General features: G+C 62.8%; 15 protein-coding genes. 12 read left to right on the top strand and 3 right to left on the bottom strand.

Annotation, left to right across the window (positions count from 1 at the left end; all coding sequences use genetic code 11):
* Positions 1-4 precede the first annotated feature (4 nt).
* The 3 genes from pth to AB0323_RS03305 all read left to right on the top strand — a co-directional run bounded on the left by pth (position 5) and on the right by AB0323_RS03305 (position 6,223).
* The gene (pth, locus tag AB0323_RS03315; RefSeq protein ID WP_366176108.1) at positions 5-589 is read left to right on the top strand and encodes an aminoacyl-tRNA hydrolase; all 585 of its coding nucleotides are present in this window, start codon (positions 5-7) and stop codon (positions 587-589) included.
* A gap of 176 nt (positions 590-765) precedes the next feature.
* Positions 766-3,486 carry a LuxR C-terminal-related transcriptional regulator gene (locus AB0323_RS03310; RefSeq protein WP_366176107.1) on the top strand — a complete coding sequence of 907 codons (2,721 nt, stop codon included), beginning with the start codon at positions 766-768 and terminating at the stop codon, positions 3,484-3,486.
* On the top strand, positions 3,464-6,223 hold the full coding sequence (locus tag AB0323_RS03305; RefSeq protein ID WP_366176106.1) for a LuxR C-terminal-related transcriptional regulator: 2,760 nt from the start codon (positions 3,464-3,466) through the stop codon (positions 6,221-6,223). Before AB0323_RS03310 ends, AB0323_RS03305 begins: the two co-directional genes overlap by 23 nt.
* A 169-nt stretch (positions 6,224-6,392) precedes the next feature.
* Here the strand turns inward: AB0323_RS03305 and AB0323_RS03300 are convergent, their stop codons facing one another.
* Complete coding sequence (locus AB0323_RS03300) at positions 6,393-6,632, bottom strand: hypothetical protein (RefSeq protein WP_366176105.1); 240 nt, start codon at positions 6,630-6,632, stop codon at positions 6,393-6,395.
* Positions 6,633-6,678: 46 nt separating this feature from the next.
* Between AB0323_RS03300 and AB0323_RS03295 the strand changes: the two genes are divergently transcribed.
* The 6 genes from AB0323_RS03295 to AB0323_RS03270 all read left to right on the top strand — a co-directional run bounded on the left by AB0323_RS03295 (position 6,679) and on the right by AB0323_RS03270 (position 17,752).
* Entirely contained in the window at positions 6,679-9,222 is a 2,544-nt protein-coding gene (locus AB0323_RS03295) for a LuxR C-terminal-related transcriptional regulator (RefSeq protein ID WP_366176104.1), read from the top strand.
* Positions 9,219-11,900 (top strand): LuxR C-terminal-related transcriptional regulator, encoded by a 2,682-nt coding sequence (locus AB0323_RS03290; protein WP_366176103.1) that lies wholly within the window; start codon positions 9,219-9,221, stop codon positions 11,898-11,900. The genes AB0323_RS03295 and AB0323_RS03290 overlap by 4 nt, the downstream gene beginning before the upstream one ends.
* A 493-nt stretch (positions 11,901-12,393) precedes the next feature.
* A complete protein-coding gene (locus AB0323_RS03285) occupies positions 12,394-13,776 on the top strand; it encodes a nucleotide sugar dehydrogenase (RefSeq protein WP_366176102.1) in 1,383 nt (460 codons plus the stop codon).
* A 31-nt stretch (positions 13,777-13,807) separates the two neighbouring features.
* Complete coding sequence (locus AB0323_RS03280; protein ID WP_364532400.1) at positions 13,808-14,812, top strand: GDP-mannose 4,6-dehydratase; 1,005 nt, start codon at positions 13,808-13,810, stop codon at positions 14,810-14,812.
* Positions 14,813-15,000: 188 nt separating this feature from the next.
* Positions 15,001-16,860, top strand: a complete 1,860-nt coding sequence (locus AB0323_RS03275; protein ID WP_366176101.1) for an S-layer homology domain-containing protein — start codon at positions 15,001-15,003, stop codon at positions 16,858-16,860.
* Positions 16,861-17,131: 271 nt separating this feature from the next.
* Entirely contained in the window at positions 17,132-17,752 is a 621-nt protein-coding gene (locus tag AB0323_RS03270) for a hypothetical protein (RefSeq protein WP_366176100.1), read from the top strand.
* 189 nt (positions 17,753-17,941) lie between these two features.
* Here AB0323_RS03270 and AB0323_RS03265 read toward each other — a convergent pair whose 3' ends face one another.
* Complete coding sequence (locus AB0323_RS03265; protein ID WP_366176099.1) at positions 17,942-19,102, bottom strand: chitinase; 1,161 nt, start codon at positions 19,100-19,102, stop codon at positions 17,942-17,944.
* Between the two features lie 518 nt (positions 19,103-19,620).
* Between AB0323_RS03265 and AB0323_RS03260 the strand changes: the two genes are divergently transcribed.
* On the top strand, positions 19,621-21,033 hold the full coding sequence (locus AB0323_RS03260; RefSeq protein WP_366176098.1) for a polysaccharide deacetylase family protein: 1,413 nt from the start codon (positions 19,621-19,623) through the stop codon (positions 21,031-21,033).
* A gap of 194 nt (positions 21,034-21,227) precedes the next feature.
* Positions 21,228-22,409, top strand: coding sequence for a glycosyltransferase family 2 protein (locus AB0323_RS03255; protein ID WP_366176097.1), 1,182 nt, complete (start codon positions 21,228-21,230; stop codon positions 22,407-22,409).
* Between the two features lie 140 nt (positions 22,410-22,549).
* Here the strand turns inward: AB0323_RS03255 and AB0323_RS03250 are convergent, their stop codons facing one another.
* Positions 22,550-23,287 carry a hypothetical protein gene (locus AB0323_RS03250; protein ID WP_366176096.1) on the bottom strand — a complete coding sequence of 246 codons (738 nt, stop codon included), beginning with the start codon at positions 23,285-23,287 and terminating at the stop codon, positions 22,550-22,552.
* A gap of 28 nt (positions 23,288-23,315) precedes the next feature.
* On the opposite strand from AB0323_RS03250, the gene AB0323_RS03245 reads away from it, so the two are divergent.
* Entirely contained in the window at positions 23,316-23,531 is a 216-nt protein-coding gene (locus AB0323_RS03245) for a hypothetical protein (protein ID WP_366176095.1), read from the top strand.
* The last annotated feature ends 25 nt before the right edge of the window (positions 23,532-23,556 follow it).

The raw sequence follows: 23,556 nt of genomic DNA, 5'->3' as shown, positions 1-23,556 counted from the left end.
CTCCATGACAGACACTTGGCTGATCGTAGGCCTTGGCAATCCCGGCGCCGAATACAGCCACAACCGCCACAACGTCGGCCAAATGGTGCTGGACGAGCTTGCCTCGCGCATGGGCGGAAGCTTCAAGGCCCACAAGGCCCGGGCCCAGGTGGTCGAGGGCAGGCTCGGGATCGGGGGGCCTCGGGTGGTATTGGCGAAACCGATGAGTTATATGAATGTCTCCGGGGGACCTGTTTCCGGCCTTGCCAGGTTCTTCGATATCGCTCCGGATCACGTCATTGCCGTCCACGACGAAATTGATATTCCCTTCAACACCGTTAAATTGAAGATCGGCGGCGGGGAAGGCGGGCACAACGGCCTGCGGGATATTTCCAAGGCTTTGGCGACAAAGGACTACTTCCGGGTTCGCGTGGGGGTGGGCAGGCCACCCGGGAGGATGGACACCGCGGATTATGTTCTCAGGGATTTTGGCGCCTCCGAGAAGAAGGAGCTTCCATTCCTCCTGGATGAAGCGGCGGATGCTGTGGAGGTATTGATGACCGAAGGTTTGCTTGCCGCCCAGCAGAAGTTCCACCCCATCAAGGCCTAGCCCGCTGACTCAATTCAGTGGTTAACAAGTACCCTGATCGTTCGTCCGTGACTAATTGATTCGCGCCGATCGCTATGATACTTTGCAAATCACTGCTGGGGTGAAGAGGAAATACAAAAGCAAACGACCCGCTGAACGTCACGTCCGCCAGAGCTGCGAAGGTAGCGTGATCTAAATTGCGAGCAACATCGGAATCTGAAACAGAGCGGCACGCGACGGAGCGGCAAGCCCTAGGCGCTGCAGAACGTCGAAAATGGTCGTCGCTGGTCCGGCAGGATCTCCAGAACAAGGTTATCGAAGCGCTCGGCGACCCGTCGTTGTACGGAGTGGTGGTGGTTGGCGCGCCGGGCGTCGGCAAGGCGACTTTTGCCCGTTCAGTAGAGGCCCGGCTCACTCCAAGGACCCACGTACTGCACCTCCACGGCTCCACGGACGTCACTACTCCGTTTGGCGCGGTGGCCCATCTGGTCGCCCGGCTGCCCGCCGACGCCGCAGATTCTCCTGCCGCGATCATTTACGGCATCTCACATTTGATAAGTTCGGACGCCGCGGGACGCGAAGTGCTTTTGGTCCTGTCGGAACTTCCCGCTTTGGACAGCATGAGCACGGCCCTTTTGGTGCACTTGTTAATCAGTGGGACGGCAAAAGTCCTCGTCACTGTCCGTCAGGCTACCGACATGCCGGAAGACCTGGTCAGGCTATTGAAAGACGGCCTCCTGGAGGAGGTCCAACTTCAAGTTTTTTCCCGCGCGGAAGTTGCCAAACTGCTCAGCGGCGTCCTTGGAAAACGAGTGACCGCTACGGCTGCAAGCGCTTTGCACGCGTCCAGCGGTGGAAACCCCCTGGTGCTCCAAGCCATCGTGACTGAACAGCTCCGTTCAGGCAACCTGCATCTGGCCGGGCAGGTTTGGGCAATGAAGGGCGAAATCCACCTTTCTTCCGCGGAAATCCTGACCGACCTGGTCCGCTCGCGCCTGGCCCGGGAGAGCCCTGCGGTCCAGGAAGCGCTGGAGCTGCTTGCCCTCATTCGAACCGCCCCGCTGGCCGTGCTGTTGGACGTCCTGGAAGCTGACGTGGTTGCGGAGATGGAGTGGTCCGGATACCTCCGCATCGAACCGTCAGGCGCCCGCAGGGTGGCGCTGCGCGACGAGTACATGGGTGAGGTCATTCGGGGCTGGATGGACCTGCCGCGGCGGAATGAACTGCGGCGGCTCGCCGCCGGGGTGATCGGCAGCATTACCTGGGACCTGGATGCCGAGGCACTCCTGGGCTTTGCCTCCTCGACGCTGAACGTCCGCGAAACCCTTGAACCCGGAGTCGCCCTGGCGGCTGCGGCGGCAGCGAACAAGCAGTTCGATCCTTGGTTCGCCTTGGAATGCGCCCGGCAGATCGGGCGCGAGGACAAGGAATGGGTGGCTGCCGCCCAGCAACGCTGTGTTTCCCACGTCATTCTGGCCGAGCACGAGGCCGCGGTGGCAGCTTTGAAGGATGTGACGCCCGAGCAGCTTCGGCGCCTCCCGGCATATGACTATGCGGACTATGTCCAGGAGCTCTGCAGTGCGTTGTTGTGGATTCCAGGTGGGCACCTCCAGATACCCGGCCTGATCGCCGAGGCCGCGGAGGACCTTTCCCGCCGGTCGCAAGAGGTCGGAGCGGATGCCACGGAGATTGAACGGGCACGCGGGATGCTCAGGCTCGCGAGTTTCGAGCTCCAGGTCCATCAGGGCGAATATGCCGAGGTTGCAGAGGCCTTGGAGCAGGAGTACCGGGATGGGAATGATCTTCAACAAAGGTTGAGCTGCGGGAGCCTGCTGACCATGGCCTGGGCAGTGCTCGGCAGGGAAATGGAAGCCATCGAGCTGGCGCGCGAGTTGAAGCACAAGATACAGCGCGCAAAAGCGCGGCCGCGCTTGCACAACTGGTTGTCCGAAGGCTTGTTTGCCGCACTCCTTTGCAGCGGACAGTGGGAAGAACTGGCACGGATGCTGACGGCGACCCTCGATCAGCAACCAAAGAACATCCACTACCTTGGCGGTGCCGCCGAACTGGCCCTGGGTGTTTCCTACACCTATGCCGGACGGGCTTCAGTCGCAATCGACACCCTGCTGGGGGCCCAGGCGCAGCTGGAGATCAGGCGCAACTACTACGGACCAGCGTTGGCCTACTCCGCGCTCGCTTTTGCCTACGCCCAGGCCGGCGACGTGAAGGAATCCCGGACTTTCCTCGAACTGGCAGAGAAGGGACAAGGGGAAACGGCGTGGTTTCCCGCCTGGATGGCCGAATTCTGCGTCAAGATGGCACGGCGTTGGCTCAAGGATCCCGGGGCGAAGCAGAGTCTCATCGAGTCGGCCAACCGGGATTTGGCGAAGGGACGGATCACCACGGCATCCATCAGCCTTTTCGGCGCGACCGTCCACGGCACCGAAGAGGAGCTGTTGCTCCTGGAGCAGGTCTCATCCCGTCGCCAGGGCAAGATGGCCGCAGTGAACCGGATGGTCGCGGAGGGAACACGCAAGAAGGACCCGAAGACGCTGCTTCTTGCCGCTTCGGTCGCCCAGGAACTGAAGTTGGATGCCGTGGAGTCGCGCTGTGCCGTCCTGGCCTTGGACATCGCCCGGGAAGCCGGCGATTCCGCGTCCGCCAGGCTCGCCCAGCAACGGCTGGACCGCCTGGTCGGTACCGTACCGGTACTGCCCTTGACACCGCACACTTTCGGACCGGAACTGACGGAAAGGGAGCGTCAGGTTGCAAAGATGGCCAGTCAAGGGTTGAGTAACAAAGAGGTAGCCAACCAATTGCAAGTTTCGGTGCGCACAGTCGAAGGCCACCTCTACCAAATCTTCACGAAAATGGGAATCTCATCGAGGAGCGAGCTTGAAGGAACCGCGCAGTCATGACAACGCTGCGATGGTGCACGGTCGTGTCGGAGAAAGCGGTACAAGGCCGCCTGAACCCTGGCTCGATTTTGGGCACTTGCTTCCTGGAATTACCGCCGCCATCCGTACCGATGATTGTTCGGCAGTCTTCATCGTGGGCGATTCCGGACTCGGCGCGTCATCTCTCCTGGCCCAGCTGGGCAGTGTCTTTGCCGGCGAGCTTGCGGTCGTTCCGATTCACGGAAGTCCGTCACTGACTGCTGTACCGTATGGGGTGCTGGCGCCATTTCTTTCCCATCTTTCACTTGCTGACATATCCTCCCGGGTCGCTGTGCTTCGCTCACTCTGGGATCACCTCGAGGCCATCCGGGTAAGTACCGGACCGGCTTTGCTGCTTGTCGATGACGCGCACTACCTGGACGATGCAACGTGCGCGATGCTGACCGAGCTTGTCCAGGCCGGATGGGCCAAAATCGTGGCCGCCTGCGTTCCACGGCCGGGAGTTCCCGGGACGCTCTTGCGGCTGTGGCACGAGGGAACCGCAGAGTGGTTTGACCTGGAGCCATTGACTGCTGAGCAAGGCCACGAACTGTGCGAGGCATTGCTCGGGGGGATCGTCCTGAACAGCACGAGCCATGGGTTCTGGACCGAGGCAGGAGGCAACACCCTTCTTCTTAAGACCCTTGTCCGCGAAGCCGAGAGCTCGGGTACCCTCGTTCAGAGACACGGTGTTTGGCTCAAGACGGCCGCAACACCGGTCCACACGGTGAAGCTGGAGGCCGCCGTCAAACTTCAGCTGATGCGCATTTCGGCCGCGGGCAGGGAAGCCTTGAGCTTGATTGCATTGGCAGAACCGGTGGACGAGACGTTGATCAACGTTGTGGCCGGAGAAGCGGCCGTCCAGGAGCTGATGGAACAGCACTTGATCAAGCCTGCGGGCAATGGGTTGCCAACCCTCCGGCTCGTCAATCCAGTCTACGGAGAAGTGCTCAGAAGCATCGTTCCGGCCGCGAAGAGCCTCCAACTGCATCGGCAGCTGATCTCCCGGATGGATGTATTGGAGGACAACCCGGATTCCTTGCTGCGGATGGTGACATGGTCACTTGACTGCGGGGCGGACGTACCGGACCGACTTTTGATCCGGGCGGCGGTCCTCTCGGCGAGGCTACTGCAGAGCGAGACGGCATTGCGCATGGCGGCCGCGGTGCGCGACACGCAATGGCAATCGGTTGCTCAGGCGGTTATGGCCCGGTCATACTTCAATCTCGGACGCCGGGACGAGGCCGCGGCAGTCTTGGCCCAGGAAACGTTGGATGGCGACGCCGGACCCGCCCAGGTAGTATCCGACAGCCTTCTGCGCGCGGTCACGCGTGCCGCCGTCGGGCAGTCCGCTTCCTTGATACGGGGGGAAGCCGAACGACTCCGCGAATGGGGCGAACAGCAGCCTGGACTCGAGGGGCAGAGGACGCCGGACGCGAAAGCCGCGGTGCCGCTCGCCGTCACCATGATCGGGCTTCTTGCTGGCTCCGTGGACGGCGACTACGGAAGGATGGGCCCCGAACTGGAGCACGTGCTTCTTCATTCGGGAACAGTGGAAGGCTCTTTGGCCCCCCTCTTCAGGGCCCTCGCGTTGGCCCTGAAATCAGAAATGCTGTGCGCCCTCGGCCGCGGACACCAGGCAAGGCTGTTGGTTCTCGAGGCTGCCGCCCTGGCCCAGCCCCAAGAGAACGATGTCTTCTTCATCCCCGACTTCATCTCCGCCCGCCTCGTCATTTGCGCATTGGCCGTAGGTGACTGGACCGACGCACAAAAGCTCCTCGACAGCTACTACGAATCGTCGGGTGTCTCGATGGCGTCTTTCGGCGGGGCGGCCTACGTGGTGGCCGGGTACATCGCCATCAGGCAGGGAAAATCCGGCGACGCCTTGCCGTTGCTGACTGCCGGACTGGAAGCCTTGAGGGACAGCGACCCGCAGAATCTCTTCGGACTGTGTGCTGCCATGGCCTTCTATGCCGCAGCCAGCGCCGGGTTGCCTGAAGCCGAACGGTTCCGGGCGGACTACAAGGCCTGGGAACAACACAGCACCCACCTTCTCGCGTCACAGGCAAACAGTTTTTTCTACGCCGCACTGGAACTCCTCAACGCCGACGGCTCCGGCCTGGAGGCGTTGCACTGCAACGCTAACAACGCGGCGAAGGAAAACGCCACGTACCTTGAACTTCATGCGCTGGAGCTTGCGCTTGGCCTGGGGGACATCAGCAGGCTGGACCGGTTCTGTGAAACCGCGGCCGCGACGGAGGGGGAATGGGCGCAAGCGCTCGCCGAATACGGGCGGGCACTTGAGCTCGGGGGCGCTGCCCGGTATCTATCCGCAGGAGAGAAACTACAGGCGGCCACCGTCTACCATTTAGCCGCGAAGGCGTATGGCCTCGCGCTGGCGGCACCGGATCGCGGCAGCACCAAAGAGCTCAGTGCCGTTGCGCGCGCGGGGCTGGCGCGCTGCAACGAAGAACTGGGCAAGGGCAGCGAGGAAACACACAACGAGTCCGTGGTTCCGAAGCTGACCAAGAGGGAATGGGACATCGTCAATCTTGCGGTCCAGGGCCTCAGCGACCGGCAGATTGCGGACACGCTGCTTATCTCTGTCCGGACCGTCGAAGGGCATCTCTACCGGTGCTATTCGAAATTGGGGATCACCGGCAGGGACGAACTTGCAGGGGCCGCCGCCGTCGCACAGGGAGCATCGAGTACAAGCTGAAGCCGGGAATGGCCGCAGGGCAGTAGTAGTGCACTCTCGATTCGACCGCCGGCCACTGCCCGCGACGAGTACCCGCAGCCCGGGGCAAAGGTACTCACACCCGCATACGAGTATGCGGGTGAATGAAAGTCGAGTACTCACTACTGGTGTGGGCCTGACGGCCAGCTGGTTAATTGGGGGGTGTCACCACTCGATCACTGGGGGTCTCGCTCATGTTGACAGCAGGCAGTGCATCTGCGGTCCACGCCGTCCGGTCCGGGACGCGGTCCCGGTACCAGGCATTCGACGGATCGTCGACTCCGTCCTCGCCTGATGGAACCGAAGGCAAATCGGCAATTTCGACGGCGTGGCCGCCGATTGGACCTAGAGCCGCTGTCGAGGACATCGCGCTTGCGCTAGCAGCTTCCAAGGGTGGCGTCCTTGTTACGGGGCCGTCGGGGAGCGGCAAGAGCTACTTGACTACTCGCGCCGTGAACGAACTACGCGGGCGCTCGTTCGTCGTCGTCATCCGCGGAAGCGCAGCATTGGCGAGATCACCGTACGGCGCCCTCAATATCCTTCTGAGCGATCTTGACCCGGGATACCTGGCCCATCCCGTCCTGGTGTTGTCGGCGCTCACCAATTTGCTCCGTGAGCGTGCCGAGGGAAAGCCGGTGTACCTGGTCATTGAAAACGCGGCCGAGCTTGATGAGTTGGCGGCGATGACGGTGGCCCAGCTCGCGAGGAACGGCACGGCGCAGCTTGTCCTCACCTGCACCGACCCGCAGCGGCTCGGCGGGGAGATCACCCGGCTTTGCGGTGATGGGTTCTTGCACCGCATAGACCTCAAACCACTGACTTTCCATGAATCGCACGCCTGGCTCGAGGCCGCGCTGGGAGCACAGGTCTCTCCGTCCGGCGCCCATGCCCTGTGGACAGCCAGCGGGGGCAACCCCCACTACCTCAAGATGCTCGCCGCGGAGCTCGCCGAATCGGGTTCGCTCCTGAAAAGCGACGGCGTCTGGGTCCTGACCTCCCGGAGCGAACAGCACGGCAGGGCAATCACCGACCTCATCACCACGCGGCTCGGGCGGATGGGCGACGGTGAGCGCAAAGTCCTGGAGGTCCTTTCACTGGCGAGGGCCGTGCCCCTGGAATCCCTGCTGGCACTCGCATCGGCCGATGATGTGGATTCCCTTGAGAAAAGGGGCGTCCTCGTCGTCGACGATTCGCTGCCCAGGATGGCTCGGCTCCAAAGCCAGCTGGTGGGTGACGTGGTCCGGGCGAACGTTCCCCCCGGCCGCAGCAACGAACTCCGGAGCCTGCTCCTCAAGTCGATGGATCCGGCCCTGGGCCAACGCTCGATGTTGCTGTCCATGGCCGCCTGGGCATTGGACTGCGGAGCCAAGCTGGGACGGGAAGAAACGCTGGAAGCGGCCGCGGCGGCGAACGGGCAACTTGAGGCCCGGCTGGCCCTGCGCTTGGTCCGGTCCATCCCGGGCCACTCCGCGGTGCCCGGGGCAGTAGCCGAGGAAGCCCGTGCGATGATGACACTCGGTGATGTCGCCGGGGCCAGGGACCTGCTTAATCTTCAGCTGGATGAACCCGGGGATGGCGTCACCCTTGCAGAATGGGTCCGGCTCAAGCTGGCCGAGGCGGCGATCCTTCTGGCCCTTCCCGAAACCACGGCCCAAGCTTCCGAGACGCTGGCACACGTCCGTCGGCGGCTCGAGGACGAAACGATCACGGCCGGCGAAGGGCAGGACATCGCCACCTTGCGGGAGGAGCTTGTCCTGGCCGAATCGCAGGCAGCGAGCTATTCGGGTTCCTACGCTGAGATGGCAGCAAGACTGGAGGAGGTCCTTCAAGACTTTGAATCGCACGGCACCGAGTTCCGCCTCCTTGCCGGAAGCTGGCTGTGCGAGGCATGGGCCCTGACGGGACGGCAATCCGAGGCGGCGGACATGGCGGAGCAGCTGGCGGCTGACTGCCATGATCCCGCTGTTTCGGTCGCCGCAGCCCGACGCGCCACATCGCGGCTGCGGTTCGCCTTCGTACTTGCCGGACGGTGGGACAAAGAGGCGGAGATGGTCCAACCCGGCGATGACCTCTTGGCCTCAGCGGCCGAGGCGCTGCCCACAGCGATCGATCTTCCCAAAGCGATCTTCCGGTGCCTCCAAGGTCGGGGCCAGGACGGTCTGGAAGCGCTCATTCCGGTGATAAGCCAGTTGCGGGTCCAGGACAACGAAGGCATGCTGGATGTCGCCTGCACCGCAGCAGCCTACGCCTCGGCCTTGCAAGGCGACCATGACCAGGCCGTGCGCTACCTGAAGGAAGCTTCCACCCAGCTGCGCCGGCCGACGTGGCGGAAAGAGCGGACGAAGAGATACCTCGCGGCGTTGGCCCGGGAACGGGTCAACGGCCCGGAGGCCGCCGTCGAGGAACTCCTCAGCTTGGCCGACGCCGACCGGGACGAGGGTGCCCCCGGCCACGAGATCTTCTGCCTCAGTTCAGCCGTCCGGCTCGGCGCGGCGGCATCCGCTCCACGGCTGTTGGACTCGGCCCTCCGCTGCCAGGGACGATTCGCCGAACTGTGCGTTGCGTACGCACGCGCGACGATGTCCGGAAGCGCGGAGCTTCTTCTTGAGGCAGCACGGTTGGCCGAAGACATGCAAAACGACAGGTTCGCCTTCGATATCGCCGAAACCGTCCTGCACATCGACCAGGTCCAGTCGGACAAGACAGCCCTCAGGAAGGCGCGCCAGCTCGCGGAGACGTGCCGGCAGCGCTTGCGCACCCCGCAAAGCGGCAACCAGGAGGGCTTGAAGCTGACGGCCCGCGAGATGGAGATCGCCAGGCTGGCGGCGAACCGGGAGAGCAACAAAGGTATCGCCGCGAAGCTCCATGTTTCAGTACGCACGGTGGAGGGGCACCTGTACCAGATCTTCGGCAAGCTGAAAATCGTGGAACGCTCCGAGCTGAGCTTCGCGCTTGGCAACGTCGAAGGTGGTGCGAAATGACCGAAGTGGTTTCGGCTGATGCGCTCATAGGACGATTCAACGTGATGGCAGCCGTTGTCGACTGCCTTCTCGATGTCAATGGCCCCGGGGTCCTGCTCTTTGGCGACGCAGGCATCGGCAAGACGGCACTGATTAACGAAGTGGTCCAGGAATTGGGGCAACGTGTCCGCCCGTTCCGGGTCTTTGCCGGTCCCACCCTCGCCTCGGTACCGTTTGCCGCCCTGGCACCGCTGCTGACAGCCTTGACCCCGAGCCAGATCAATGAACCGTTGTCGGTCCTGAGGGCCGTCGTCGCGGCGTTGAACCCGGCAGGCCAGCCGCATCCGGCACCAGCTGTCCTGATCGTCGAGGACGCACATCACATCGATGACAGCAGCGTGGCTGTCCTGGCACAGTTGGCTGCGGCGGAAGCCGCCAAAGTCGTGTTCTTGTGCCGGCCGTATCCCGCGCCGCCTGCAGAGGTTTTCTCGATGTGGTCCGAGGGGCTCGTGGACCGATTCGACTTGCAGCCACTCAACGAGCAGGAAGTCAACCAACTTTGCGCCCAGGCCTTGGATGCGCCCGTCGTCCAGGGGACCAGCGCCGTCCTTGGCAAGTACTCCGGCGGAAACCCGATGTTCCTGCTGGAACTCATTGAGCACGCCAAGTCCTCAGGCCAGTTGGTCTGCCGAAACGACGCCTGGATGCTTTCGGGCGAGCTCCGGGGCACTAGCGTGCGTTTGATGGACCTTGTCCGCAACCAGATCCTGATGCTGGGCGCCGCACAGCGCGAGACCCTGGAGACCGTGGCGCTGGCGGAGCCTGTCCCGCTGAACGTCGTGCAACAGGCCAGCGACTCCAGCGCTGTGGACGAACTGCAGGAGCTGCATTTCATCGAGATCGCGTCCGACCCCGCCCGGCATGTCCGGCTTGCCCAGCCGCTGGTTGGCGAAGTGATCCGCCAGCTGGTCCCGACCGCCCACAGCATGACCATCCGGCGGCGCATCGTGAACCTCATGGAGTCCAAGCCGCAGACCATGGACGGACTGCTGCGCTTCGTCTCCTGGGGATTGGAATCGGGCACCGAGGTTCCGGACTCCGAGATCCTGGAAGCGGCCCAGCTAGCCAACCGCTTGTTCATCCCCAGCTACGTGGAACGGGTAGCCGGCGCAATCAAGGATCCGTCCCTGAGACTGGCAGCGCAGGTGGAGGTGGCACGCGCCAAATGGTACCGGGGCGACATCAGGGGTGCGGTGTCCTCGCTTGCCGGGGTCGTGGACCGGACCAATGATCCGCGGACAGTCCGGCAGGCATCGATGTTGGCGGCCCAGCTTTCCGGGCGACAAGGCGTCGGGCCCAACGCCATCAAACAGGCAGCGTACGAATGGGAGGCGGCCCTGGCCAGGCTCGCCGAATCCCGCCAGGGCATCGACCCTGGTGAGCTGGAACGCGGGAAGCTGGGGAGCAGGCTCCTCTCGCTGGAGGGCCTCCAAGCCGAAGGCCACTACATCGAGACGGAGCGGGAACTCCGCCAGATCTGGAAAGAAGCGGACGACGACGAGTCCCGCCTGGTGGCGGGCACCCTCCTCGCAGAGGCCATGGCGGTCACGGGACGGCCGGTTTCCGCCATCCAGATTCTGATGGAGATCCAGGAGATGGTCGCCACAAGCGGCGACTGGAGCCTCCAGTACGCAGGAATGGTGATGCGCCGCTACATCCTGGCCTTGCAACAGGCAGGCGAGTTCGGTGTTCTTGAAACGTTCCTCCAGAACCATGTTTCCCAAGCACCGAACTCGCTGATCTATTCAGGCGGGATGTTCCACCTGGCTGCCGGGATGGTGGACCTGCGCCGCGGAGACCTGGGGGTGGCGCTGCCACGGCTCCGCCAGGCGGTCAGCATGCTGCGGGTCTCCGACATGGGAAGCGACCTGCCCGACGCCGTTGCTGCCGCCGCGTACGCGGCGTCGATCCTGAAACGCCGGGACACAGCCATGACGTACTCAAGCGAATACGACGCATTGATCCGGGAAGGCGTGCACCCGTCGCTGCTGGCACAAGGTCATGCGGCAGTGGCGCGAGCCGAGCATACCGGAACGCAAACGGCGATCGCGAGACTCATGTCCCTGGCCGATTCCGCGGCCGCGGACGGAGCTATCGGTGCTGAGATCGACATCCTGATGCTGGTCCTGAGACTGGGTGACCCCGGTGTGGCGCGTCGGCTGATGGCAGTGGCCGAGGGGAGCGAAGGCCGGACTGCGGAGTTCGCCTTGAGCGTCGGGATCGCCCTCGCGCACAAGGACGCGGATCGCCTGATTGAGCTGAGTGATTCGGCAGCCAGGGACGGACTGGAGCTTGCCGCCGCCGACTGCGCCAGCCACGCCCTGAGGATCCTGGAAAGCAGGGGGGACAAGGCGCGCCAGCTCGAAGGACAGCGGCTCCTCAAGCGCCGCACAGCTGCTCTCGACAAGGCCGGCCCGGCGGTTGAAGGCGGCTCCCCGGATCTCCAGAAGCTGACCAGGCGCGAACAGGAAATCGCAACGCTTGTGCAGTCGGGATCGAGCAACAAGGACATTGCGCTCAGCTTGGGCCTGTCATTGCGCACCGTCGAAGGTCACTTGTACCGAATGTTCGCCAAGCTTGGCATCAGCCACCGGGAAGACCTGATGAACGGTGCGCACGGCACGCAGGGCGTGGGCTAGCCGCCCGCGCGACCCGCTTGCCCTCTGCGATCGCGGTGACCATTTTCCCGAAGCCGCCTTCCGCCGTCGTGCTCTCCACTGAGGGGCACGACGGCGGGCGCGAGAGCCTAAAACGAGTACTGAATTGAGTGGTTAAAAGTGCTCGGACGGGTAGTCAACGGCCTCGGAACGGACCGCGCATCCAAAGACGGGTAGAGCCCACTCGCGCCCGCCCCGGAGGTTCGTTAATACGCTTTTCCTGATGGCAACCGCCACTCATTTGGGGATAAGTGGGTCTCGAGATGAAACGCAGGAAGAATTCTTTGATCCAGGAAAACCACCCGGTAATCCGGCGAGAAGTCAACTCCAATGCAACCGGTCTCCCGCATTCGGGGGGCCCCACAATCGAGCCGGCGGCAGACGGTCATGTGCCCTCTGAGACCGGGGCACGTCCCGTTTCGTCGCCGGCTTTCTTTCACACTGGAGACAACAGGCACCGGGAGGTCGACTGACCATGACACCGAACACGAAGGTAAAGACCCTCAAGGCAGAGCACAGCGGGAACGCGCAGTCCTCGCACACGCAGGCCCCAGCTTGGCCGGAGGGCGCGGGAACACGGATAGCCACACAGGACCAAGCTTTTACTTTCGACGTGGCGATCGTGGGCATGGGCTATGTCGGCCTGCCCACGGCCCTGGCGATCAACGCATCGGGTCGGCGTGTTCTCGGCCTTGACGTGTCCGACGCCCGCCTGGCCGTGATCCGGGAGCAACGGGCAGATCTTCTGGACTCCGACAGGGAGCGGCTCAGCAACGCGCTTCTGGACCCGACCTTCATGCTGAGCAGCGATTTGTCGTTGCTTGCCCACGCGGCGGCCGTGGTTGTGTGCGTTCCCACCCCCGTCGACGAGTACTTGGTCCCGGACCTCTCGATTCTCCGGGCGGCCTGTGCCTCGGTGGTCGATTTCGCCACCCCTGGCCAGTTGCTGATGCTGACCTCTACAACGTACGTCGGATCCACGCGCGACCTCCTGGCGTTGCCCTTGGCTGCCAGGGGACTTATTCCAGGCCGTGACGTGTTCGTGGCCTTCTCGCCCGAGCGCATCAACCCTGGCGTGGATTCCTTCTCACACGAAGACGTCCCCCGGGTAGTTGGCGGAGTGACCCCGGCCTGCGGCGAAGTTGCCGAACGGCTTCTGAGCGCCAGCACCAAGCTGGTTCACGTTGTGCCGTCGGCGGACGTCGCCGAAATGACCAAGCTCGTGGAGAACACCTTCAGGGCCGTCAACATCGCCTTGGCTAACGAATTCGCTGATATCTGCCACGAACTCAACATGGAAGTCATGGACGTTATCGATGCGGCTTCCACCAAGCCGTATGGATTCATGGCGTTCACCCCCGGTCCTGGAGTCGGCGGACACTGCATACCGTGCGACCCCCACTACCTGCTGTGGCAATTGCGCAAGGCCCGCTTGACGGCGCCGGTGATCGAGCAAGCGATGGCCGGGATTGCAGGCAGGCCGCACAAGGTGGTGGAGAAGGCCCGGCGTATCCTCTCGGACCGCAACCACGGTGTTGCCGGTGCCCGCGTCATGGTGCTCGGGGTCGCGTACAAACCCGACGTCGAAGACCTCCGGGAATCCCCGGCCCTGGAAATCATTGCCGCCTTGATTGCCGATGGGGCGGAAGTGGCATTCTCCGATCCTTGGTGCCAGACGGCGCCCGATGGGCACGGCGGAACACTCCAGTCGGAGCAATCGCCTGCTGACTGGGGTGCGGATCTGGTGATCCTGCACACGAGGCACAGCCAGATGGAACTTGACTGGTTGGCCGGAGCACCAGCAGTCCTGGACACGACGTACCGCTTGCCCAAGGCCGACAACGTAACCCGGCTCTAGATCCACCAGGTTTTCGACGGAAGCAGGAGCAATGAAAACAGCAATAACCGGGGGTGCCGGCTTCATAGGAAGCCACCTTGTTGAGTACTTGTTGGCGGCGGGGGACGAAGTCGCCGTGCTGGACAACTTGTCGACCGGACGCTTGGAGAATCTCAAAGGCGTCATCGGCCACCGGAACTTCCACTTCGTCGAGGGCACCATTCTCGACCGTGACGCCGTGGACAAGGTGGTGGCAGGCGCCGACCGGGTCTTCCACCTGGCCGCCGCCGTCGGCGTGAATCTGATTGTTGACCACCCCTTGGAGAGCCTCCGCACGAATATCCATGGCACCGAAGTGGTCCTGGACTCGGTCCTGCAATCAGGTGCCTCGCTGCTGCTGGCATCCACAAGCGAGATCTACGGCAAGAACACCTCGGACAGCCTCTCGGAGGAAGCGGACCGCATCCTGGGATCCGCGCTCAAATCCCGGTGGACCTACGCCGCCGCCAAAGGTATTGACGAGGCATTTGCCCATGCATACTGGCGCCAATTCGGGTTGCCGGTTGCCATCGTACGGCTCTTCAACACGGTCGGTCCGCGGCAGACAGGTCGCTATGGAATGGTTGTTCCGCGACTTGTGCGGCAGGCGCTCGTCGGTGAGCCCCTGACCGTATATGGAGACGGCCACCAGACGAGGTGCTTCTCCTACGTCGGCGACATCGTTCCCGCCATCGTCCGCATTTCCGAGGAACCGCTTGCCTACGGTAATGCATACAACCTCGGCGGCAGCTACGAGATTTCCATCCTGACGTTGGCCGAAAGGATTGTTGAACTCCTTGGGAGCTCCAGCGCCATCACCTTGGTGCCATATGAGCAGGCGTACTCGGAAGGCTACGAGGACATGCGCCGGCGGGTTCCGGACAACAGCAAGTCCTTCGGGCTGGTTGGCTTCGAGCCGAAGACCACGTTGGATGAAATCATCCTCAACGTCGCGGCCGACTACAAGCCGGCAAAAGTCCTGGATCCCTCGGGTTGGAAGATCACCCTCGCATCTTGAACCGCGGCCAAACGAAACCGTATCCACTGAAGCGGAGTCGTTCAACTGAAGTCGTTGAACTGAAGAAGTACCTTGAAGAGAAAGGCTGCGTCCGAATGGACCGTATCTGGGGGGCGTCCATGTCTCAACCTCGTCACAAGGCCGAACGCTTGAGCCCTCCGGGAAGATCTCGTTGGCTCGCAGGCGTTTTGAGCGTCCTGATGTGGACGTCGGTTTTTGGGATAGCAGCACCCGCCGCGCACGCGGCGCCGAACACCATCATTACCCTGACGTTTGACGACGCCAACGCAGATCAGATCCCCGCCGCAGCTATCCTCAAAAGCAACGGGCTCAAGGGCACCTTCTTTACGCCGTCGGGCTTCCTCAACGCTCCGAACTACATGACAACCCAGCAAGCACTGGCGTTGCAGGCGGACGGAAACGAGATCGGCGGTCACACGGTGACGCACCCGGACTTGGCCCAGATGGGTGCCGACGAGGTCAAACGCCAAGTCTGCAATGACCGCGTCAATCTCACCAACATGGGATTCACCATCACCAACTTCGCGTACCCCTTCGCGTCGCTCACCCCGGCGGTGGAGAGCACGGTTGCGGCTTGCGGATATAACAGCGCCCGCGGACTCGGAGACCTTGAAAGCGTTGTGCCTGGAAGCGCAGGCCTTGGATTCGCTGAGACCCTTCCTCCTGCCGATCCATACAAAACGAAGGCCCCGGACGAAGTGGACAACACTTGGACTTTGACTGACCTGCAGAACGTGGTGTCCAAGGCCGAGCCCGGCGGTGGCTGGGTTCAGGTGACATTCCACCACATCGGCACCGGTATCGATCCAACTTCAGGAATCGCGGACCCCCTGACGGTTTCCACAGCGCTTTTCACCCAATATGTACAGTGGCTCGCCGCGGAGAAGGCCGCTGGGCGGATCGCGGTCCAAACGGTCCAGGAAACGCTCGGCGGAGCGGTCAAACCCGTTGTCGCCGGACCGGCTGCACCCCCTCCGGTCACCGCGGGGAACCTCGTCAAGAACGCCAGCTTGGAAACCGCCGGTCCGGTAGCTTCGGGACTGCCGCAGTGCTGGGCCCAGGGCAGTTACGGTAGCCACACTTCGGCTTTCACTACGGTAACCCCCGGGCACGGGGGCACCGCCGGGACCCATGCTGAACAGCTCGTGATGTCCGCCTACGTCAGCGGGGACGCCAAGCTAGTGCCAACCCTCGACTTGGGCGAGTGCGCGCCAAGTGCAACTCCGGGCCACACCTATGAGATGAAAGCTTGGTATACCTCGACGACGACGACTCAATACGAACTGTATTACCGCACGGGGCTGGGCACATGGACGTATTGGACCGCTAGCCCGTATTTCCCGGCGTCTACCACGTGGGCCCACGCGACGTGGACGTCGCCCGCCCTTCCAGCCGGTGCTTCGGCCATCAGTTTGGGCTTGAACCTGCTCGGCAATGGCACCTTGACCACGGACGACTTTGAACTCTATGACAGTGCAGGCATCAGGCACTTCACAGACGTCACTCCTACCTCGGCGTTCTATGACGAAATCAGTTGGCTATCCAACAACTTGATTTCGCAAGGTTGGCCTGACAACACCTACCGTCCTCTCACGTCAATCACCCGTGAGGCCATGGCAGCGTTCCTCTACCGGTTCTCCGGAAGTCCTGCGGTGCCGGCGAACGCACCCGCGTTCTCCGACGTGCCAGCCGGTGCTCCGTTCTACAACGAGATCCGGTGGCTGGCTTCCACCAGGATCACGACAGGGTACCCGGACGGAACCTTCCACCCGGGTGAGGCCGTGAGCCGGGCCGCGATGGCCGCGTTCCTTTATCGTCTCAAGGGCAGTCCCGCTGTGCCGGCGAACGCACCGACTTTCTCCGATGTGCCAGCCGGTGCTCCGTTCTACAACGAGATCCGTTGGTTGGCATCCACAGGCATCACTACGGGCTTCCCCGACGGCACCTATAGGCCAACCACCGCCATCAACCGCGACGCCATGGCTGCTTTCTTGTACCGCTACAACATTGATTTCCCGAAAGGCTGACGGCAGCTCGTCCTGACGGCCAGGCGGGCGGGATTTCCCACGAAAATTCCTGAGTTTTCCCGCCCAAGGCCACGTACACTGCGGGAAGCACCTAAGACAGGTCCCAAGGGAGTGAATCGTGAATCCGGCGAAATCGAGGGTGAATCGTTGGAACCGCCCAGCCGTCTGCTTTGCATTTTGCCTGACCCTGCTGACGGCGGCGTGCGGTGGACCGGGCCCGAGCCCGAGTCCAACCCAATCAGCCGGCCGGTATCCATGGCACACCGGGATCGTGTCCACGACCTTCTGGGTGGGCGAGATCTTTGACCCCAACGCGCCAGATGGCAGCCAAGTGACGTCCACTTACGACTCCCAATGGATGCAGAGCTACGGAGGCTGTGACGGCGTCGTGACGAACGGCTGCAAGACCGAGGCGAGAACACAGGCCAAAGGCTATGCGCCGAGCAGCATGACTCCGAAGGAGAACCCGTTCTACCTCGATCTCCCTTTCGATGATGTCAACGATCCCACCGCCTTCGCGGAACGGGCGAGCGTCATCCCGTGGGCCAACGATCCGGGTTTCGCAGGCAACGCCCAGAACCGATCCTTTAGCTACATGAAGAACCAGTGGGTCCGGATTCGGATGGGCAACCGCGAATGCTACGGACAGATTGAAGATGCCGGTCCGGGCCAGTATCACGACAAGGACTACGTTTTCGGTTCCAACGATGCGCGTCCTGCCAACAAGAAGTTCAATGGAGCCGGAATGGACGTCTCGCCAGCGCTCAACGGATGCCTTGGGTTCTCCGAGCTCGATGGCGAATCGGACAAAGTCGACTGGCAGTTCGTCCCACGGGACCAGGTTCCCGCGGGACCGTGGCTGAACATTGTCACAGTCAGCCAAGTGAAGTAGCACCGGCCGCCGGGGCCGTCCAAGCAATCCGGTACAGTCAGTCCCTCGAAAACTGGAGGCATCCATGCAGTGGCTCAAGAAACTGTTTCAGCACGGCAACGGCAGGCACCTCGCCCGCCCGGCCGAAGTCAAGAACCAGAACAGGGCGGAACATCCAAGCCAGGCATGATCCTCTTTTGATCGGCGGGATCAAGGCAGTTTGGCGTGGAATCCTGCACTCAACAAATCGGAGAAGCGCTGGGTTCCTTGATCGATCCCGCTACACACGTGGCTGGCCGGATCCTCCGGAGTGTCCTGCGGGCACGACTCATCCCGGTTCAAGGACCACATGGACACCCGTTGAACCCCCTTGCTGATGGCGAAGGAGTTGAATCCGCGAGCCGCATCAAGGTCAAATACCTCGCCCGGGAGGTCGTTCCGGCCGATCATGGGGGTCAACCCCATCTTTCTCCAGATCTGCTCGCTGTTGAGGGGACTTCCTGCACGCTGATAGATGATGCTGAGTTGATCGTGGGTGGACTGGGCCGCTGACGTTCCGGCATCGAGCATGCTTTGCGATGCGCTCCGGCTTGAACCGTAGTTCATCGTCATGATGTTGACCCCCGCCAGCTGGACACCGGCGGCGAGTATCTGGTCCACAGCGGAGGTTCCGGCGTCGGTCAGTCCTTGCGGGGTCACCGGAAGGGTCAGCCAGATTGAGAGGGCGTGCCCTTCCTTGCTCCGCTCCTTCTGGAGGGCAGCGATAGCTGCGGCGCGGCGCTGCCAGGCTGCACTGTCCGCCAGGTTGTCGCCCTCGATGTCAAAGTCGATGGTCTCGGGGTTGTAGCGCTCCAGGACGGCCCGGTAGGCCCTTTCCAGATCGGCTGCATCCTGGCAGGAGTTTGCGAGCTCACTGTTCACTGAGCCGCCGAAAGACACAGCGAACGCGCCGCCGTTCGAGCGCAGCTTGGCGATGCGTTCCTCGAGCTTGAGCGAATTTTTCGCGGCATCAAGGCTGTAGGTGCTGCCCCAACTGGGTGTGCAGGGCTGTCCCGCCATTGCCACCACGAACGCCAGTGTGACGTTCTTGGTGCCCTCGCCCAAGGGTGTTTCGAAAGCGTACTGAGGGACCACGGTGACGTCGACGTAGCCGGAAAACCAAGGTGGTTCGAGAGAGCCGTTTGCCTCCGAAGTCAACCGCCACACGAGCACGCCTCCGATCCCCACCACCAGGGCTGCGGCGATGCAAGCCTTGGCGAAGGCTGACGGCCGGCGCCGGGGGCCATTGGCGGGGGAGGGCGGGCGGCGGATGTCCCGAGCACTGCCTTCCCTTGGCGCAACGGGAGTGCCGCTTCCCTGTTTCCTGGACACTCTCTTCCGCCATCCTTAAACTCCGACTGCCCTGATTGCACCATTTGACCACGAACGGATCGGATTCGCCCCGGTCCGCGTCCCGGGGTTTGATCCTGGCGTTTCGCGCGTAGCGCACGAGTAGTGACGCTGTCCGGACGTCAAGGTTGAGTGTAAAAGACGGGTAGATCCTACTCGTGTCCGTCGTCGCCCTGGTTCATACGCTGATGGTGTCAGTTGGATGATGGCAACGGGGGAAAGACAGGTCTCGCAATGGAAACGGACGCTCTGGTCCGGGCGGTATCAGGACGCAGCGGATTCATCCTGGAAGGTGTTTGCCTGGAGTCCGAGCCTGCCCTTGGGGGATACAGCACGGTCCCTCCCGTGGATCCGGCGCCGATTGACCGTGCTGCCGAACGGCAGCGCGCCCTCATAGAGAGGGCCCCTGAGCGGGGGCCGGTGGTGAATAAGCCTTTGAGACCGAGGCTTCCCCCAGTCGCCACCGGCCCCTTCAGGAACCCCGGCAGCGCGGGTTGGCAATGAGTCCCCTGGGGAAGGGCACCGCATCCGGCCCGGTCCGCGCATCGAGGAAACGGGCAGGGCTGTGGGCTGCCTCGTGCGTGTCGGTGCTGCTCCTGCTGACCGGCGCCACATCGCTGATCAACGGAAGACAAGCTCCAGTAAGCGGATCCGGGAACGACACCCCCACACCTACTGTCGCTCCGCTCTCATCTGTCAGCCTGACGTTCGATGAGGGCCGGGCAAGCCAGATGGAGGCGGCCCGGATCTTGAAGGCTCACGGACTCAGGGGCACCTTTTTCATAGACTCGGGCTTTGTAGGCGCACCTGAATACATGACAATGGACAATCTCCACAGCCTGTCCGCGGACCAGAACGAAATCGGTGGCCATACGGTCACCCTTGCCGATGTGACTTCGGTAGAACCGGACGAAGCGTCGAGGCAGATCTGCAACGACCGGGCAAACCTCACGGACTGGGGCTTCAAGGTCACCTCCTTTGCCTATCCGTTCGCGGCGTCAACGCCGAAGTCGGAAGAGCTGGTCGCTGGTTGCGGCTACAACAGCGCCCGGGGCCTCGGCGAAATAACCACCCCCGTTGATTGCCCGGGCTGTGCGGCTGCGGAAACTGTGCGCCCCGGCGACCTGTTCCGGACACGGGCGACATCGGAAGTCGGCAGCAAGTGGACGCTGGCCGACCTTGAGGCGACGGTGGAGCAGGCCGAAAAGGCCGGGGGCTGGTTGCAGCTGACCTTCTACGACATTGACAACAGCGGCAATCCCCGCTCCGTCAGCCCAGCGTTGTTCGAACAATTCGCCACATGGCTGGCCGCCAAGACCCAACCAGGGACCATGGGCGTGCGCACGGTACATGACGTGATCGGGGGCGTGGCGAAACCCGTGGTGAACGGTCCCGCGGCGCCGCCGGCGGCAGCGGGTCAGAACGCTATTCGGAATCCGGGGTTGGAAACCGCCGGAAAGTACGGCTTGCCGCAATGCTGGCAGGTGGCGTCCTACGGCAAGAATGCCGTAGTCCTGAGCACCTTGACCCCGGGACACAGTGGTGCGGTGGCCCGTCGCCTGGACCTGAGCGAATATTCATCCGGTGATGCCAAACTGCTTCCCGTCCTCGATCTGGGAGCATGCGCTCCGAGCGTGAATACCGGCCACAGCTACTCGCTCAGGGCGTGGTACCAGTCCACCGCCAAGACGCAGTTCGAAGTGTATTACCGCAACAAGCTGGGCACGTGGACCTACTGGACAGCCAGTCCCTGGTTCGCGGCCAACACCAGTTACGAGCAGGCGATCTGGGATACGCCGCCCGTTCCGGCAGGAGCCGAGGCCATCAGCTTTGGAATGAACCTTTTCAGCGATGGCCAGCTCGCTACCGATGATTACGAAATGTACGACACAGTGGGAGCTCCGTCGCCGTGATAGTTCTTTCGATCTTTTTGGTTCTGGGGGTAAGCACGATCTTTTGGTCCATTGCCGGGCTGGTCCGCCTTGCTGGCGAGGAGTCGTGGCGGGCCCGGGAATTGTCATCGAGGGTCCGCAGGTGGATCGCCTTGCTGCGCGGCGGCAATGCGCCGATCCCTCGACATCAGCGGGGCCGCCATCGTTCAAAGGGAGTGCGCATCTCCCCTGCGAATGTCGCGGTCCTCATTGCCGCCCACAACGAGGCCCTCGTCATCAGGGAGACCATCCTCGCGGCCTCCGCTTTGGTCCCTCGACGCAACATCCACGTCGTTTCGGACATGTCCACTGATGACACCGCAGCTATTGCACGGGATGCAGGGGTGAAGGTCCTTGACCTTGAACCGAACCGTGGCAAGGCAGGCGCACTCGCGGCGGGCATCGCCCATTTCGATCTGTGCAAGCGGTTCAAGGTGGTCATGCTCCTGGACGCAGACACCCGCCCGACGCCGGACTACCTCGAAACCGGGCTTCCTTTGTTTGATGATCCCACGGTGGTCGCCGTCGCGGGACGCGCCAAGTCGATCATGAGCCCGGCACCTCCGACGGCGATCGGCCGCTTCCTCGTGGCCTACCGGGAGCGCTTGTACATCGCGGTCCAACTGCTCCTCAAATACGGCCAGGCAGCGCAGGGCGCCAATGTCGTCTCCATCGTGCCTGGCTTTGCCAGCATGTACAGAACCAGCGCGCTCGCAAAAATAGAGGTCCTCGCGCCCGGACTGGTGATCGAAGACTTCAACATGACGTTTGAAATCCATGCGAAGAAGCTGGGACGGATCGCATTCCATCCCTCCGCGGCTGTTGCGTACACCCAGGATCCGGACAACCTGAAGGACTACATCAAGCAGGTGCGTCGGTGGATACTTGGTTTCTGGCAGACCGTCAGGCGGCACGGGCTGCAGTTCAGCAGATTCTGGTTTGTCCTGGGGCTGTACATTGTTGAGCTCGTAGCCAGCTGCCTCTTCTTCGTGCTTCTGGTCCCGGCATTCCTGCTATCGTCCCTCGCGGCGGTCGAAGTGTGGATTTTTGGCAATCGATCGGAAGTCTTCATCTTCCTGTCGGGCGTCCTGCGGCCTCAGGACGTCCTCATCGGAGTTTTCCTGCCGGACCTCTTCTTGACCGTCCTTGCCGCTGTTTCGATGCGCAGCCCGCGCTTTCTGCTGATGGCTCCCTTCTTTCCGCTGATGCGGATCCTGGACGCAGTCATCTGCCTCCAGGTCTTGCCCAAGGCGTACTCGGCGCATTCGTCGGGAGTTTGGGTCAGCCCCGTCCGGCGGATCCAACGCCAACCTCAGGAAATCGCGACGCCGGGTCCTTCCGTGGTCCGGACCGGCTAGGACGCAGTCGCACGGACAGCCTCCGCCCCTGGTAGGCGGACACGCGGACGCCCATGCCACGCAGCCATTGCGGCTGTATGGCATGGGCGTCCGGCACTCCCCGAGTGCGTGGTGTCATGCTGATCCGGGGTTCCGGGATGTTAGTTGGTGACTCCCGACGTGGTGACGACGTTCAGCCACGGACCAGGCGGCACGCTGGCGCGGTCAACGAAACGCCACGATACGTGGTCATTGTCGCCGTTCAGCTCAGCGAAGCCCAGGCAGCCGTTCAGGGCAGGGGATACATCCATGCCCGCACCCTGGCTCGGGTCGCCCGAGAACTGCTTGTTGGCAGGACGGGCGTTGTTAGCGCCGAACACGTAGGCGGAATCGTGGTAGAGGGAACCGCTCGAGGGGCCGGCATCTTCAACTTGTCCGTAGCACACGCCGCCATTGGGTCCGGTGATCTGGACCCATGCGTTCTTCATGTAGCTGTAGCTTGAGTCCGCGCAATGGTTGACGCCGGTTTTGGCGTTGTCCGCTGCGGCCCACGGAATCACCTTGCAACGCTCAGCGAAAGCGACGCCGTCATTGACGTCGTCGTAAGGCAGATCCAAATAGAACGGGTTCTGCAAGGGCTTGGGCTGGTGCAGCGGGAAGTACCCGTTGCTGGCTACGCGCCTTTCCGTGGCGCACTGGAAGCTCGTGCCGGTGCCGGAACTGACTCCGTCACAACCGCCGTAAGTGCTGCCGGGGCAACCGCTCGCGCTGGACGGAGTGGTCCCCATGGTGACGCCAGTGTGCTGCAGGGCCCACTGGCCGTTGTAGGTGGAGCAGACTTGGGAGCCGTCCGAGAGGCTGGCATTGAAGATCTCGCCTACCCAGAAGGTGGTGCTCACAATGTTGGTGTGCAGGGGGTAGGTTCCCGTGACAGGCAGGGGCGCTGCTGTTGGCGCGGGCGCGCCGGCGGGTGTTGCGGCTGGAGCGGGGGCGGCCGCAGCGGGCGTGCTCGACGGCGCCGCGGCCGGAACACTGCTCGACGTCGGCGTCGGCGTCGGCACCGGCGTTGCGGTGCGGGTTGGCGCGGATGAAGTGGAAGGCGACGAGCTCGGCCGCGAATATGAACCGCGGTCGCCGGCCTGATAGGAGGATTTGTGCGATGACTGGA

The sequence above is a fragment of the Arthrobacter sp. NPDC080031 genome (assembly GCF_040702485.1).
Lineage (GTDB): Bacteria > Actinomycetota > Actinomycetes > Actinomycetales > Micrococcaceae > Arthrobacter.
This window is presented reverse-complemented; position numbering and strand designations above follow the sequence as displayed.